Here is a 15,127-nt window from a genome sequence, read left to right as displayed (position 1 = left end):
GTTTAATTATGCTTGAATCTTCAATTGACTCTTTCGGCTATTCTCAGTTTGGCAGAACGCGATCGCGGGTTATTACTAATCTCTAACTCTTGTGCAGTGATTGGTTTTTTGGTGATCACTCGCAACAATGGAGAATTGCGTAAACCATGTTTAACTAAGCGGTCTTCCAAACTATGAAAACTAATTACCGCAATTCTCCCACCAGGGACAAGGGCGTTTGGTGCTTTGGCTAAAAAAGTTTCTAAAGACTCTAACTCATCATTGACCACAATTCGCAAAGCTTGAAAGGCGCGGGTTGCTGGGTGGATTCTACCATAACGGTATTTGGGAGGAACAGCAGAGGCGATCGCTTCCGCTAATGCTGTTGTTGTATCAAATGGACGACGTTCGACAATGCGTCTAGCTATACGTCGAGATAATCTTTCTTCACCGTATTTAAAGAAAATATCTGCAAGTTCCGCTTCTTCCCACTCATTAATTACATCCGCCGCAGTTAGGGAAGCTTGCTGATTCATCCGCATATCTAAACTTGCAGTGTGGCGAAAGCTAAAACCCCTTTCGGGAGTATCTAACTGGTAAGAACTTACTCCCAAATCGGCGAGGATACCATTAAAAGTAGCGTCGGGAAACTGATAAGCTGCAAAGTTACTTTGAATAAATTTTACGCGATCGCCAAACTCTGCTAATTCTTTCTTGGCTGCGGCTAACGCATCCTCATCTTGGTCAATAGCCGTTAACTGTACATCCGGCGCAGTTTGCAAAATCAACCGACTGTGGCCACCACCACCGACAGTTGTATCCAGATAATGACCTCCCCCAGACACCGCTAAACCTGCAATTACTTCTTGCGGTAACACAGGTAAATGAGAAAATACCTGTTCGTCAATAATTAGCGATGAGGAAGAATCAGAATTCATTAGACTTAACGCAAAAATCTGTAGTATTCCTATTGTATAGACATAGGAGACAAAGAGTTACTAAATATTCTGAATTCTGACTCCTGATTTCTAAATTCTTAGTTTCATTTTTTAACTTTTTGTTGGTAAATAGTAGCATCTGGTATTGGTTTAAACTTCTTCTCAAAATTGAGATTACTATTCAAAATAAAGCAAAATACTGCTCCGGGCAATTCAATTTCTTTTAACAGTGCATCAACCAATTGTGCGTTATCAGTTTCGTGATTGCTTTCCCAAAAGCTGAATTTTCGCACTACTCCCAGGACATAAAGTGGTTTTTCGGGGAAATACTGCACAACTTTTTGGACTAAATAAGCAGTTGTAATATTGGGATAGCGAGATAATTGCTGACGTAGATGAGTTATTTCTTCATCAGAAAGACTATGAGCTTTAAAGTCATCAGTTATATTTAAACTAGCGCGTTCTTCTTGACCACGTAAGAGTAAATCATAATGTTCTTCAGCAAGCTCATGATATAGTTCGGCTCGATCATCTTGTCCTTGTTTTTTGAGGAAAGAACAAATTATTTGATAACCATCAATGGCAATGTCGATATCTTTGGCGATCGCTCTTTCAATATGTTCTATTCCACTAGCATCTTGTTGTTTTAAGAGTATTTGTCCTAATAGGTAATTGGCGGAAGCGTGGGTATGATCTAATTTAATAACTTCGCGCAACAATGGTATTACTGCTTCTTCACCTTCTAGCTCAAATGTTAACAACGCTCTTGTCGTTGCTTCTCCTAATGATAGTGGCTGTTTTTCAGCTTTGGCATTGAGTTTATCTAAGATAGCTAATGATTGTTGTACTTCAGCATATTTTTGTCGCCAAGGTGTGGCAATTTTTTCACACCAAGCTTGACTAAAATTATCTCTAATGTTTTCAAAAGCGTTACCTAAATATTCTTGTGCTGCACTAATCAACATTGGTGCAGCTACAGATAATTCTTCTTGAATACCAGGAATAAACCCTAAAGCTTGTAATCTCTCTGTTAGGGAAGGATGAGTATCTGTATGATTCGTTTTTTCCGTCAGTGATTGCGCTAAATAAATGCTTGCTTCTCTCAGAGGTACTCCCTGAGTTAAAGCTGTTTGCATGGCGGTATAACTTGTTTTTGGCGGCTCAACTTCTGTTTGGACTTGATGATAAATATTAGACCAAAAATAATTTTCTAAAAATCTAATTTTTACCTTGCGATTCATCAAAGCCTTGGCTGTATTTTCTACGCCTGTGATTTCCACTGCACATCTATCAACTTCATATTCATTTAATCTAGCTAATTCAAAAGAATAAGCATCAAAAAATGGAATATACCACTGGAAGAACTTATGAAAAACCACCCACAATGATTCATTACTACTTTGTTCTAATACTGCTTGAATACGATACCAAACCAGACGCTGACGATAAATCCAAGCATTGAAGCGATGATAATTTCCTGATAAATGTCCCAACTCATGGACTAAAACCGCCCGAAATTGTTCAGGGGGCAATGCTAACATTAATGGCAAACCGATAATCAGGTAATTTTGATACCAGCCAAATAAACCTAAGCGCGGTCTTTGGACAACGGTAGCATTAAAATCTGTGGTGAGTAAGATACGATGGAATCTGGGAGCCTTGAGTTTTGTCGTGATATCATCTACCAAACAAAACAAGCTAGGTACATCTTTGCGGCGTAATGCTAACCCTGTGGGTGGCGGACAAAATACCCAAAGCGATCGCCATAATATAATAGCGATCGCTAGTAAAAAAAGCACACCTTTAATAGTTCCACGGCTAAATGATCTAGCATTGAACATCAACCAGCCAATAGTTAGCAGTAATGCCACACTTACAGCTAAAATCATGAATATGTAGGCGTAACCTAACACAGCCAGACATGCAACGTGAAATCTATAAAGAGTTGGCTGTTGACTAGCAAAAATTTCTAATCTCTGAATTAGCTTATCAAAACGCTGTTGATCGAAAGCCATAGATGTTTACTAGCTTGTTCAATTTGCAATATAGCTGACACCATATATGCTTGACTTACGTAAAAATGCAGAACTCTCAAGTCATTTATTCTTTGCGCCATTCTACGTAAATATATAATGCTCAGAGTTGATACTTTTTAGGACAGGTAAAATACCTGTCCTAACTGTTGACTAATCCCAAATTAAACTCTGTGTAACCTTCTTATATATAATCACGAACATTTGGTCTGTGTGGTTCATCAGAGGAAGTATTAGAATCAGAATTACTACTTCTAGCGGCTGAAGAAGCCTGCGCTTGCGGAGAACCAGGAGAAGAAAGATTTAAGAAATCAATCAGTGTCAGAACACGTTTCTTAATTTGCCATTTACCATTTTTATTGACAACTGTGTCTACATAAGTACCGTTAGCAACGTCAATGCTGGTATCAGATAGCTTATGGGTTGCATGAAGGTAAGAAGACATAGTTGCTGTGTTGTTTTTGACATCTATATCGAAAGTACCTAGCAAATGTTGAGTAGCGGTATATCCGTTACCTTGAAATACTGAATAGACAAAATCAGCCCAGGCATTGGTGCCATACTTTGTTACACTAGTATCATCAGGAAAAATTGCAGTTATCTCAGCATCGGAAGTAAAACATTTTTGGTAAATCTTTTTACCTTCTGGCAGATCACCTCGACCAATAGCATCAGTCCCTAATGCGTAACAAACTGACAAACTTTCAATTTCTGATTCTGCATTTGGTTGTGATGCACTGGCTACATCGAATTTACCCCCCACGAAAATAACCATCACACCAGCCAGCAAAATCAAGCTTAACCGCTTGACAAAGAATGACATTAAATTTGATGCAACCTGCTGAATTTCTCTGCCTTTTTTCATAGAATTAACGTCTCAATGCCTATATAAATGTCTGGATTTTTGCTTGTATTTTTTACTGCAAGCCGGAGGTTATCTAGCTAATCAAAAAATTAGCTAAATTCTGTTCACTTTACTCAGTAAAAAAATTATGCCAAAAGAGGTTTTTTAAGTACTTTTGAACATAGCAATAATAATAACAGTTTATGTGGCATATCCAACTGATGATTACAACCATTTTTTTATCAAAGCCAGAATTTTATTTGTGTGAAAATAAGTCATTCATTTTCTGTGTTATCACTTTCAATCCATAAAAAATTCATAAATACAATATGAAAAAACAATACACATTTCCTAAAAGGAAATGTGTAAAAACAATTTCAAACTAATAGAGACGTTGTACACAACGTCTCTATTAGTTTGACTGTAAATTGATGTCAATTATTTATTAACCAGAAATAGGAATAGAAATGATAAATTCCGTGCCTACCCCTAAAGCTGACTCACAAGTTAAACTACCATTATGATTATCGACAATAATTTGCCGACTTATAGATAAGCCTAAACCTGTACCCTTACCCACATTTTTAGTAGTAAACAAGTGGTCAAAAATAGATGCTTTTACTTCGTCCGTCATACCTTTAGCATTATCTTTAATTTTAATTACTACCTGTTGCTTCGCCTGATCAACCCCGGTTTTGATAGTAATCGTATTCGTAATATCTGCTGAGTTATCTGCTAATTGTCGGGAATAGTAGGCTTCTTCTAAAGCATCAATGGCATTAGCCAAGATATTCATAAAAACTTGGTTTAGTTGTCCTAAGTAGCATTCTACTGAAGGAATGTTGCCATAGTCTTTAATAACTTGAATACCAGGATGATCATAATTAGCTTTTAAGCGATGTTGTAAAATCATCAAGGTACTATCAATTCCATCATGAATATTGGCTGATACTTTAGATTTAGTATCCGCGCGAGAAAATGTCCGCAGAGAAGTACTAATTTCCCGAATCCGTTTTGTCCCTGTTTTCATCCCATCAATCATTTTGGGTAATTCTTCCAACAGGATATCTATATCTATTTCTTCGGCTTTTTCATCAATTTCATCGCTAGGATTGGGAAAATTAGACTGATAAAGTTGTAGATAATCAATTAAATCAGTTACAGCATCTTTAGCTAAATCGAGATTGCCAGAAATAAAGCTAAGTGGGTTGTTAATTTCATGGGCAACCCCAGCGACTAAATTACCTAAAGATGACATTTTTTCACTTTGGATAATTTGTAATTGTGCTGCTTGTAAGTCCTGGAGAGACTGTGATAATTGCTTTGATTTATCTTGTTCGTTGGCATATAGACGAGCATTTTCAATGGCGATCGCCATTTGAGAAATCAAGACTTTTAAGACTTGCACTCTTTCAGGCATAAACGCCCCTGTGGACAATTTATTCTCTAGATAAATAATTCCTGTAATTTGTGATTGATAAATAATTGGCAAACAAAGAATTGATTTAGATTTTGCTGCTTGGATATAGCTATCAAGGCTAAAAGGTTCAGTCGTAGCTGCATCATTTAAAATGAGATTTTCTTGGGTGCGGAAAACATAATTAATCACAGACAAAGGTAACTCTAGATAGCTATTGATAGGCAGTGATTGTAAAACTGTTACCATATCATCCACAGCATTACCCGCAGCTTCGATATATAGCTGATTTTCTTTTACCAGTAGTAATACGGCTTTTTGGGCGGCAGCATTTTCTAGTAAAATTTTGATTAACTTACTTAACAAGTTTTCTAAGACAATTTCATTGGTAATTGCTTGAGAAACTTTAATGAAGGTATGTAAGTCCAAGAAATCGTTTAAACCACTACTGGTAGTAGTGTGAGTTGTAGTACGAACGACATCTACTTTAAGAGCAGAATTATCAGGTGTGGTAGTTTGTTTAACCAGAAAAGGATATTTGACTTCTAATTGTTTAACTTTAGCGATCGCACCCCAACGAATACAGGCATAATAAGCCTTAGTAATGTAAGTTTGCTGAATTAATTCTTTCCCTACAGACTGATAAAACTCACCTGCTAACTGGTATGCTAAAGCCTCATCTAACAGATAACCATTAACTTGAGCTTTTTGAATAGCCAGTTCATAGTAATCCATCGCCTCCAAATGGCGCTGTAAAACTCTCTGTATTTCTGCTTCCACCAAATAAAATTTATGTAGGTGATTCATTGGTGCATGAGTCGCCCAGAGTTCCATTTTTTGCTGATTATTTCTGACTTTTTCTAAAATCTCAGTCTGTGTTGCTTCGGAAGCTGTCTGATAATTTGCCAGTTTTGCTAATGAATCATAAAAATAAAACAAGGGAACTACAAATAATCCAGTAACACCACCTAATGATTTTTCTGCCATTGCTGCATACTCGACAGCAAGTTGATACTCACCAAATAAATAAGCCAGCATCAGCTTATTAACAAATAGGTGATTCATGGTGTACAAATCATTTACCTGTTGATGAGTAGGTAACATCACTTGCTCATCGTAAGCTTCGCCCATTAAATAGTAAACATTCTCTGGACTGCCTTTCAAATTCAATACTGTTTGCAGATATATGGAATTCCAAGTAAAGGCGACTTGTTGTTGAATTTTTTTCAGTGATTCACAATAAGCAACCAGTTCTTTTTCTAAAATCCAGAGTTCTTTACCCAGCCAAAATGAGTGATAAGGATAGATATATCCACAATAACCAGCATATTCTAAATCTCCCGTTTCTAAACCAGTGGCAAATCCTTGTTTAGATGTGATTAAGGTTTCTTGAATATGCTCTTGCCAGTGCATCACATGGGCGCTGACTACTGTGAGAATTTTTGGTTTTAATTCTTCGGCATTAAATTGTGAGACTACATTTAATGCTAATTTTCCAAATTCATAGCCAATATCAATTTTGCCTTGAACTCCGCAAAGCAGTAATCCATATAAACTGTAGCCATAAGCAGAAACAGATGTATTGCCATATTTTAAGGACAAAATCACCATTTCATAGGCAATGAGGGGCATTAACTCAGGTGCAGTTTGAAAGGCTGCGGGGAGGACTCCCATCAAAATTCTCATTGCTGCGATCTTTTGGGGATCGGTCATTAATGGTAGGTTAATTAAATCTGCGATCGCTTTGGTTTGTAAATTAGCAGTAATCTCCTCCACCCTGAGTTCATATTCCACGGCTGTTGGTTGCTCTGGAATTTTAATTCCCAGTAACTCTAAAGTTGATAATGCGATTTGAATTGCTTTTCGTTGTTGTTTATGAATAATCGAGGCGATAATCTGCACTTCATAAACATGAACTTTATCGAGTAAAGTTTGCGCCTCCAGCAACACAACATCAGCCCATTTCAACATCTGCTCAAAGTTACCACTCAAATGAGCAACTTCCGCACCACCTTCATATAAACTTAGTGCTAACTGATATTCTGTTTGCCAAACATCTGTGCTTAACAGTTCTATGCCAATTTTGTAATACTTCAAAGCTGCTTCATAAGCTGTAGATGCTTTCGCCTTCCGTCCCGCAATTAAATTAAACTTGGCTAATTCTGTCTTTTGCAATTGCTCAACTATGGAATTAACACCGACATTTAACTGATTGACTATATCAAAAATATGAGCTTCGATTTCTGCGGGAGGGATATTTTTGACAAGCAACTGACCGATTTTTAAATGAGTGTCTTGCTTTTGAGATGCTGGAATTAACGAGTAAGCAGCCTGTTGTACTCGGTCGTGTAAAAACTTATAACTAATTGTAGAAGTTTCAAATTTTAACTTGACTGCCTCTTCTTGATTAAAAACTAAAGGAATCCGGTAACTTTCATTTAAAGGAAGAATCAAACCAGCTTGTAATGCTGGGTATAATTCATTAGCTGTGATAGAAGGTGCTTTTTCATTGATAATTGTCAACACATCTAGGCTAAATCTATCACCTACACAAGCTGCTAATTTTAAAATCTCCTGAGTAGCAGGAGGAAGTTTTTCTAGACGACTAGCAACTAGTTCAACAACATTTTTATCAGTAATGCCAATTGCTTGGATTTTGTCTAAATCCCACTGCCATTGTTGACTATTAAAATCAAACAATAATAAGTATTCTTGATACAGTGCTTGCAGCAATTGAGTCAAGAAAAAGGGATTCCCACCTGTTTTATTAAAAATTAATTCAGCTAGTTGAAAAATCTGCTGTTTCAATACTTGAGATGTCACATCCTGATTGCTGCTATGGCGGCTTGCTTGTAGAGTCTCAGCAATTATTTGGTTAACATGATGTAAATCTAAAGGTTGTAATACCAGATTATTGACAATTGTGCCGACATTCTGAATTTCAGTGATTGTCTGAATTAAAGGATGGGTGGGGCTGACTTCATTATCTCTGTATGCACCAATAAATAATAAATATTTGCTATTGGGGTTTGTTGTTAGTAGTTTGATTAAGTTTAAAGTAGCCGAATCTGCCCATTGCAAATCATCTAAAAATATGACTAATGGATGTTCCTTCTGAGTAAAAACCTGAATAAACTCTTCAAAAACCCGATGAAAGCGATTTTGCGACTCGGCTGCACCTAATTCTGGGATTTCTGGTTGTTTGCCAATAATTAATTCAACTTCGGGAATCACATCAGTAATTACCTTACCGTTTGTTCCCAATGCTGCTAATATCTTGCTTTTCCAGACGGCGATTTTGTCTGGATTTTCTGTTAACAAACAGCGCACTAAATAGGTAAAAGCCTGAATTAAAGAAGCGTAGGGAATATTTCGCTTGAGTTGGTCAAATTTACCCGAAATAAAGTAGCCTTGCCGTTGGGTGATGGGTTTATTAACTTCATTAACTAATGCAGATTTACCAATCCCGGAATATCCAGAGACTAGCATAATTTCACTAGTACCAGCATTCACTCTATCAAAGGCTGCTAAAAGTTCATTAACTTGGGTTTCTCTACCGTATAACTTTTGGGGAATTAATAACTGACTTAAAATATCTAACTTCCCAGGAATAAAGTTAGTAATTTCCCCTTTAGTTTCTAATTGTTCCAGACAATTTTCTAAATCAACTAATAATCCTGTTGCACTTTGATATCTATCTTCGGCATTTTTCGCCATCAGTTTCATGACAATTTCTGAAACTGCATCGGGAATGTCAGGATTCAATAACTGAGGATTGACTGGCGGAACGGCAATATGTCGGTAAACAACTTCTAGGGGATCTGGGCTGACAAATGGGATTTGCTGAGTCAGCATTTCATATAAAGTCACGCCCAGGGAATAAAAATCGCTACGATAGTCAAGAATGCGATTCATTCTTCCTGTTTGTTCAGGAGACATATAAGCCAGTGTCCCTTCTACACAATTAGGATTGGTAAATTGGGGAGTTTCTTTATTTAACCGCGAGGCGATACCAAAGTCAGCAAGTTTAACAGTATTGGTTTGTAAGTTAATAATAATGTTGCTGGGTTTGATATCTTTATGAATAATTTGCTGTTGATGAAGATGTTCTAAAGCTTTAGTTAATTCGATGGTAATTTTTAAAGATTGAATTAAGTCAAGAGTATTTGTTTGGACAAATTGAGCTAAAGATTGACCACCAAAATCTTCGAGTAATAGTCCGACACGATGCTCAAAATTTTCTAAACTTATAGCTTTAACAATGTAGGGAGAGTCTAAAGTCTGTTGAATCAAATATTCGTTTTTGAGGCGGGTAAACGCTTCTAGGGTGGGATATTCTTTTTTCAAAAGTTTGAGAATTACTGATTCTGTAGTTACTGGTGTGTGCGTGCGATAGATAATCGTTTGCAGTCCTTCATGGAGAGTGGAGAGGATAGGATATTCTGTAAGATGTGGCATTGGTTTTTAGTTTTAAAGGAACACAAATTAAAATAAAATCTGCACTAGTTATGGAAGAGTTACTGGTTTAATTATTCCCATTGTTCTAGCAATAATCACAATCATGTAAGTTATTAATGCCTCATATCAGTTTTTTGATTTAAAACTTGCAGGGAAAACTGATAAAAATATACAAAGGCAGATTTTAAACAAACAATTTTGGCTTATGGGAAGGTTAATTAAATTCAGTAAATTACCCAGTTTTTTGAGAAGATCACCCTGACACTCAATTCTAAGTACGATGTTGCTGTAAAAGCTACTGTGCTTGTACTTAACCTATTGTAAAGAGAGCGATCGCACTTCAACACAACCAGAGTTGAAAAAATTCCGATGCTTGAATTTCCGGCATCTCAAGCTCCATATAATAGTTGAAGAAGTGAAACAAAACGAAACATCGTAAAATCTCTCTGCTGCCACATCTTCTCCAACAAACTCCGGTATTGACAATGGATGCAGGCTTTACCCGCAAAATATTGTCCTTACAAACTTAACTTTGGCAGACACGATTTTATCGGTCTGGTTGGCATCTACGCGGTTCCTTTCAATTTTTGATCATGGGAGAACACGGAAATTTATGGCCAGAATAGAAACCCGTACTGAACCAATGGTGCTGAACATGGGGCCACACCACCCCTCAATGCACGGGGTTCTGCGGCTAATTGTCACCTTGGATGGCGAGGATGTCATTGATTGTGAACCGGTGATCGGCTATTTACACCGAGGTATGGAAAAAATTGCCGAGAACCGTACCACTGTTATGTATGTTCCCTACGTTAGTCGCTGGGACTACGCAGCCGGAATGTTTAACGAAGCTGTCACAGTTAACGCCCCCGAAAAGTTAGCTGGTATTACAGTCCCCAAACGCGCCAGCTACATCCGCGTCATTATGCTGGAACTTAATCGCATCGCCAACCACTTGCTATGGTTTGGCCCGTTCCTCGCTGATGTAGGCGCACAAACTCCCTTCTTCTACCAATTCCGAGAACGGGAGATGATTTACGATTTGTGGGAAGCAGCGACAGGCTACCGTATGGTAAATAACAACTACTTCCGCGTTGGCGGTGTGGCTGCCGATTTACCGTATGGTTGGGTAGATAAATGTGAAGAATTTTGCGACTACTTTTTACCTGTAGTTGATGAATACGAAAAGTTAGTTACCAATAACCCCATCTTCCGCCGTCGTATTGAAGGTATTGGTACAATTACCCGCGAAGAAGCAATTAACTGGGGGTTATCTGGCCCAATGTTGCGTGCTTCTGGTGTGAAGTGGGACTTGCGGAAAGTTGACCATTACGAATGCTACGACGATTTTGACTGGGAAGTTCAGTGGGAAACCGTCGGTGATTGTTTAGCCCGTTATATGGTACGGATGCGGGAAATGCGCGAATCTGTGAAGATTCTCAAGCAAGCCCTGAAAGGATTACCAGGCGGCCCCTACGAAAACCTAGAAGCGAAACGCCTAGCTGCTGGCAAAAAATCTGAATGGGATGATTTTGATTACCAGTTTATTGGTAAAAAGGTTGCCCCCACCTTCAAAATGCCCAAAGGCGAAATTTATGCCCGTGTGGAAAGCGGTAAAGGTGAACTAGGCATTTATCTGGTTGGTGATGATAATGTCTTCCCCTGGCGCTGGAAAATTCGCCCCGCAGATTTCAACAACCTGCAAATTCTACCTCACTTATTGCGGGGTATGAAGGTCGCAGATGTTGTGGTCATCCTGGGCAGTATTGACGTAATCATGGGATCTGTAGACAGATAAGCAATGATTATTGTAGGGTAGGCATCTTGCCTGCCCTAACACACCAAGTAATTAAAGCACTTTTCAGTGGTATAGCGTTTCTCAGTTGAACGCAGTACAAGTAGATAGGGATTAGAGGCTAGAGGCTAGAGAAATGTACCTCACTGGAATGAAAACCGCTATATTCAGAGTAGTAAAATTAGCTTCTTGGCCTCTGTTACATTACTTTGCATCTGAAGGCTGATTTGCCTGAGTACTAACAAAAAAGAATTAAAATAAACTCAGGTAAAACCAGGGAGGTGAACATAATTATGTCGATAAAACTTTTACCAGACCTTGGAGATTTAGCGGAAGGACTAGGAGTTACAGGTATTGTTGGGGTTGTGCTAGTGCCTGTATTGTTGCCAGTAGTAGCTGGTGTTGGTAGACCAGTAGCCAAAGCAGTTGTGAAAAAAGGGATATTGTTCTACGAAAAAAGCAAAGCTGCGATCGCAGAAGTCAGCGAAGTCTGGGACGATATCATTGCTGAAGCTAAGGCAGAAGTTGGTGAAGAACGGATGAAATCTGCCGAACCCAGAGAAATCTAAGCTGCGTCACCAAAATCTGAATTATTTACGACTCCCGCAAGACATATCCCACACCCCGCACTGTTTGAATCAGGCGTTTTTGACCTTCATCTTCAATTTTCAGGCGCAGATAACGAATATAAACTTCAATCACATTTGACTCACCCATAAAGTCGTAACCCCACACATTTTCTAATATTTGTTCGCGGGTTAATACTTCGCGGGGATGTTCCATTAAGAACTTCAATAACTCAAATTCTTTCATTGTTAAATCAATTACCCGGCTATTTTGAATAGCGCGACGGGTTGAAATATCTAAAACTAACTCACCAAAGCGCAACTGTTCTGTCGTATCAATATCAGGTTTTAAATACAGGCGAATTAGCTTTAAAAATTCTTCTGGGCGGTAAGGTTTGAGAATATAATCATCCGCGCCAGCTTCTAGACAAGCTACACGGTCATCAACGGTATCCCGCGCCATTAACACCAGCACTGGAGAACGCATCCCAGTACTTCTGATATTTTTACATAAGGATAGTCCCGATTCGCCTGCCAACATCCGGTCTAAAACAATTAAAGCAGGTTGACAATCACGGCTATATTGCAAACCACTGGCGGCATCATGGGCTAAAATCGCATCATAACCAGCTTCTTGCAAATCAGAAGATAGCTGATTTGCGAGGCTTTCATCAGTTTCAATCACCAACACACAGGGACTGTGAGCAACTGTCATAAATTTTAAGTCAAAAGTCAATGGTCAATGGTCAACAGGAGTAGCACTCAGCACTTGCCAATCACTTTGTTTTTCAATTCTATTTATAAATCAGTAATTCGGGAAAAAACCCAAAGAAACAATTTTGACTATAGTAAAGGTTGTCTATTGATAATGGGTGTCAGGGTTTAGGGGTTTAGGGGTTTAGGGGTATATGTATCTCAAACCCTTACACCGTTAGGCTGACGCTCACGGCGAAGCCCCACACCCTGTCACCCTTATACCCTGTCTTCACAGACAATCTTGGTGCGTAAGTCCTAAACTATTGACCATTGACCATTATGGCAATTCCACAGAGGTGGGTTTGGCGATATGCGGTAGACCCCAGCCGAGTTTTTCCCGTAAGATGCGGAAAAACTCTGGTGGTTGTAGACGAATAAACCGGACACTATATTGCGATCGCTCTAAATATACCCGATCTTCCGAAAACACATAACAGCCACCATTGCCATCGACCACCATCACCAAACGCGGAATATTGACTGGATAAACATTTACAGTCTCCGTATCTGGGAACACCAAAGCCCTGGAAGCTAGGGAGTGAGGACAAATCGGTACTAACTGTAAAGCTGGTATCCCCGGAGTGACTACGGGGCCACCTGCACTGAGGGAATAAGCCGTAGAACCTGTAGGTGTCGAAATAATTATGCCATCTGCGGCAATATCCACTGGCGCGTGACGACCAATAGCAATTTCAAAATGACACATACTAGTTAACGGTTCTCGATGCAGCACCATTTCGTTTAAGCATAGGGCTTCCCACAATACCGACTCTCCGCGCAATACTTTCACAGTCAGCATTGCCCGTTCTTCAATTTCATACTCACCCGCCATTGATTGTTCCAGGGCTTGGGTAAGTTGATTGAGATAAGTTTCTGTTAAAAACCCCATGTGACCGGTATTAACTGTTAACAAGGGAATACCCAAGGGCGCAACTTGACGAGAGGCAGCTAAAACAGTCCCATCTCCCCCCAAGACAACTGCAAACTTCATGTCTGAGTCAAACCCAGGGGGTGTTAAACCATCAATTGGAGTGTGGCATACGGGACTTTCGGGATTAGCGTAGCCCAGTATTCCACCGATGCTACTGGTGACACATACATCCCAACCCGCAGCAGTGAGTTTCTCTTCTAGTTCGATAGCGACACGACTGGCTATCGGTTTTAAATCATTGTAGATAATGCCTGCTTTCGGCACATTCAAATATCCAAACTTTTAGCGATGCTTTGTACTATGTAATCCTGACATATTTTGAGTCCGTGAGCAAAAGTCAAAAAGAGGCTAGGGACTAGCATTTTTTACTCAGCACGATTGACTATTGACTATTAACCTTTTTAAATGGCGATCGTTTGTCTTTTTGCTTTTTGGTCTTGGTTTTTTCGTAGTTTAGCTCTTTGAGCTTTTTCATAATTCTACTAAAATACTCTTGTAAATAAACTTCGAGAGTAGTTGTTTCTTGTTGATTTAAGCCAAATACTTGATACACTTCATCCATTGGGGCGTTTAATGGTCTGCCACTGGCCAACACTTCTGTAAACGCCAGCCTATCTGCCACATTCCATCCCCACTGAAAGAAGCGGACACATCGGCGTACAGTCCGCAATAAGTTTAACGGCATTCTGGTGACTTTGGCATCTTTACCAGACAAGCGTTCACACAAGCTAATAATTTCTTCTGCACTCCAAGCACGAGTTCCCACAACTGGGAAAGCTTGTTTTTCTGTGGCTGGTACAGTCAAAGCCCGCACAGCAAATTTCGCAATGTCTTGAGTATCCATATAAGCAATCGGTGATGACTCACCAGTTACCCAAACTGGCTGTGCTTCTAAAATCGGGATACCATATTGACCAATTAGCCCCTGCATAAAGCCAGCTAACCGTAAAACTGTGTAGTTAAGCCCCGATTCAGCTAAAAATAATTCTGTACACCGCTTAATTTCCATTAGGGGTACTTCGGGGTATTTTTCCGCATCAATTATAGAGAAGAAAATAAAACGTTCCACACCAGCCGCTTTGGCTGCTTGAATTAAGGCTACTTGCCCTTCCCAGTCTACCTGCTTGATTGTTAAAGAATCGGTGGCGCGGGAAGTAGCCGCATCAATAATTGCGGTGACTCCTTCTAGGGCTGCTGGTAAGGTTTCGGGGTAACACAAATCTCCGAGAACGAGTTCCGCGCCCCACTCTTTGAGAAATGCCGCTTTTTTACTACTGCGGACAAGACAACGCACTTTATACCCCTCATCGATCGCACGACGAGCCACTTGTCTTCCTAAGGTGCCAGTGGCACCGACTATTAGTAATGTCATGAGGGCTGTATTAAATCTTAATGTTTTATGAAAAGAAT

General features: G+C 39.3%; 9 protein-coding genes. 2 read left to right on the top strand and 7 right to left on the bottom strand.

The annotated features are described in order from the left end of the window. Window positions 1-20 precede the first annotated feature (20 nt). The 4 genes from rsmH to H6G28_RS19765 form a co-directional block, all read right to left on the bottom strand. Window positions 21-917 (bottom strand): 16S rRNA (cytosine(1402)-N(4))-methyltransferase RsmH, encoded by an 897-nt coding sequence (rsmH, locus tag H6G28_RS19780; RefSeq protein ID WP_190590790.1) that lies wholly within the window; start codon window positions 915-917, stop codon window positions 21-23. A 104-nt stretch (window positions 918-1,021) separates the two neighbouring features. Continuing rightward, window positions 1,022-2,932, bottom strand: coding sequence for a M48 family metallopeptidase (locus tag H6G28_RS19775; RefSeq protein WP_190673374.1), 1,911 nt, complete (start codon window positions 2,930-2,932; stop codon window positions 1,022-1,024). Between the two features lie 202 nt (window positions 2,933-3,134). Beyond that, on the bottom strand, window positions 3,135-3,815 hold the full coding sequence (locus H6G28_RS19770) for a nuclear transport factor 2 family protein (RefSeq protein WP_190590788.1): 681 nt from the start codon (window positions 3,813-3,815) through the stop codon (window positions 3,135-3,137). 424 nt (window positions 3,816-4,239) lie between these two features. Continuing rightward, a complete protein-coding gene (locus tag H6G28_RS19765) occupies window positions 4,240-9,669 on the bottom strand; it encodes a trifunctional serine/threonine-protein kinase/ATP-binding protein/sensor histidine kinase (protein WP_190673371.1) in 5,430 nt (1,809 codons plus the stop codon). Between the two features lie 613 nt (window positions 9,670-10,282). Here H6G28_RS19765 and H6G28_RS19760 point away from each other — a divergent pair. Next, window positions 10,283-11,467 carry an NAD(P)H-quinone oxidoreductase subunit H gene (locus H6G28_RS19760; RefSeq protein ID WP_190590786.1) on the top strand — a complete coding sequence of 395 codons (1,185 nt, stop codon included), beginning with the start codon at window positions 10,283-10,285 and terminating at the stop codon, window positions 11,465-11,467. Between the two features lie 290 nt (window positions 11,468-11,757). Beyond that, on the top strand, window positions 11,758-12,033 hold the full coding sequence (locus H6G28_RS19755; protein ID WP_190590785.1) for a DUF5132 domain-containing protein: 276 nt from the start codon (window positions 11,758-11,760) through the stop codon (window positions 12,031-12,033). A gap of 25 nt (window positions 12,034-12,058) precedes the next feature. Here the strand turns inward: H6G28_RS19755 and nblR are convergent, their stop codons facing one another. The 3 genes from nblR to H6G28_RS19740 form a co-directional block, all read right to left on the bottom strand. Further along, window positions 12,059-12,745, bottom strand: a complete 687-nt coding sequence (nblR, locus tag H6G28_RS19750) for a response regulator transcription factor NblR (RefSeq protein ID WP_190590784.1) — start codon at window positions 12,743-12,745, stop codon at window positions 12,059-12,061. 318 nt (window positions 12,746-13,063) lie between these two features. After that, window positions 13,064-13,981 (bottom strand): NAD(+) kinase, encoded by a 918-nt coding sequence (locus H6G28_RS19745; RefSeq protein ID WP_190673369.1) that lies wholly within the window; start codon window positions 13,979-13,981, stop codon window positions 13,064-13,066. Window positions 13,982-14,099: 118 nt separating this feature from the next. Next, on the bottom strand, window positions 14,100-15,089 hold the full coding sequence (locus H6G28_RS19740; protein ID WP_190590782.1) for an SDR family oxidoreductase: 990 nt from the start codon (window positions 15,087-15,089) through the stop codon (window positions 14,100-14,102). Window positions 15,090-15,127: the final 38 nt, after the last annotated feature.

Source organism: Nostoc sp. FACHB-190 (genome assembly GCF_014696905.1).
Lineage (GTDB): Bacteria > Cyanobacteriota > Cyanobacteriia > Cyanobacteriales > Nostocaceae > Nostoc_B.
The sequence above is the reverse complement of the archived record's forward strand: the minus strand, read 5'-3'. Positions and strand labels throughout refer to the sequence as shown.

Excerpts from the sequence above, each read along its gene's own strand:
- H6G28_RS19760 (WP_190590786.1), top strand. The coding sequence starts at position 10,283 with ATGGCCAGAATAGAAACCCGTACTGAACCAATGGTGCTGAACATGGGG.
- H6G28_RS19770 (WP_190590788.1), bottom strand. The coding sequence starts at position 3,815 with ATGAAAAAAGGCAGAGAAATTCAGCAGGTTGCATCAAATTTAATGTCA.
- rsmH (WP_190590790.1), bottom strand. The coding sequence starts at position 917 with ATGAATTCTGATTCTTCCTCATCGCTAATTATTGACGAACAGGTATTT.
- nblR (WP_190590784.1), bottom strand. The coding sequence starts at position 12,745 with ATGACAGTTGCTCACAGTCCCTGTGTGTTGGTGATTGAAACTGATGAA.
- H6G28_RS19740 (WP_190590782.1), bottom strand. The coding sequence starts at position 15,089 with ATGACATTACTAATAGTCGGTGCCACTGGCACCTTAGGAAGACAAGTG.
- H6G28_RS19765 (WP_190673371.1), bottom strand. The coding sequence starts at position 9,669 with ATGCCACATCTTACAGAATATCCTATCCTCTCCACTCTCCATGAAGGA.
- H6G28_RS19775 (WP_190673374.1), bottom strand. The coding sequence starts at position 2,932 with ATGGCTTTCGATCAACAGCGTTTTGATAAGCTAATTCAGAGATTAGAA.
- H6G28_RS19755 (WP_190590785.1), top strand. The coding sequence starts at position 11,758 with ATGTCGATAAAACTTTTACCAGACCTTGGAGATTTAGCGGAAGGACTA.